The organism is Vibrio sp. 10N.237.312.B06, from assembly GCF_041464685.1.
GTDB lineage: Bacteria > Pseudomonadota > Gammaproteobacteria > Enterobacterales > Vibrionaceae > Vibrio > Vibrio tasmaniensis_A.
The window spans coordinates 1-1,075 of record NZ_JBFSPI010000207.1 but is presented as its reverse complement, the minus strand read 5'-3'; the positions used below and the strand labels follow the sequence as shown (position 1 = coordinate 1,075).

1 protein-coding gene is annotated in these 1,075 nt (G+C 43.2%); it reads left to right on the top strand.

Going from position 1 to position 1,075, the window contains the following annotated elements; all coding sequences use genetic code 11:
* Positions 1–43 precede the first annotated feature (43 nt).
* The gene (locus AB6C75_RS23575; protein WP_017098254.1) at positions 44–1,033 is read left to right on the top strand and encodes an IS5 family transposase; all 990 of its coding nucleotides are present in this window, start codon (positions 44–46) and stop codon (positions 1,031–1,033) included.
* The last annotated feature ends 42 nt before the right edge of the window (positions 1,034–1,075 follow it).

Sequence of the window (1,075 nt, the reverse complement as noted above, 5' to 3'; positions counted from 1 at the left end):
TCTACTGATATAATGCAGTTTTCGCCTCGAGGCTTACTTATCCATGCCAAACAAGTTTAACAATTCAAAGCGCCACCACATTCCAAAGCAAACCTATAAACTGACGAACTGGCCTGAATACAACCAATCATTGATGAACCGAGGACGAATCGATATTTGGATAAACGAAGAGCTCTTAGATACATGGAACCATAAAGACCGTACCTATGACGGCACTGGCTCTAGCCCTCACTATACTGATGAAGCTATATTGATATGTCATGAAATCCGAATGGTATTACGCTTACCCTTGCGTCAAGCTCAAGGTTATATTGATTCGTTATTTGACATGTTGGACTTCCCATTAACTTGCCCTAGCTACAGCCAACTTTCTCGTAGACTTCAAGGCCTAAATATCAAAACGCCACTCTACCCAAAGCAACATAACACACAGATTGAAAATAATGATGTCGTCGCGCTAACCATTGACTCTACAGGCTTAAAGAGGTTTGGTAGAGACGAATGGCATCAAGAAAAACACAAAGTGAGTAGTAAGCGTAGTTGGCGAAAAATGCATATTGGCTCCGATCACAGCCACTACATTAGAGCTGCAGTTATGACAGACAAGAACACGAAGGATGAGGCTGTAGTCGGAGATATTTGTGACCAAATAAGCGTACCGGTAGGACAAGTATTTGCGGATAAGGCCTATGACGAAAATACGGTATATGACACGTTAGATAGCCACTTCCCGGATGCTGATATTGTCATTCCACCCAAGGAAAATTTGCTCTACGATGAACAGCGAGACCATCGAGTACGAAGTCGAGCGATGATAGAAATTGCGGCGAAAGGTCAAATCGCCTGGCAAAAGAAGCACGAGTATGGAAAACGTGCTCATGGAGAATTGGCAATGCAGCGATATAAACGAACATTTGGTAACCAACTCCACAGCCGAAGTTTTAACAATCAAAAGATGGAAATGATGATTGCTTGTGGTGTTTTGAACCGCTTTACCGCAATGGGGATGCCTCAAAGTTATCGTTGCGCCTAAGATCTATCAAAAGACCAGAGGATTGAGCGATGCAACAGCGCC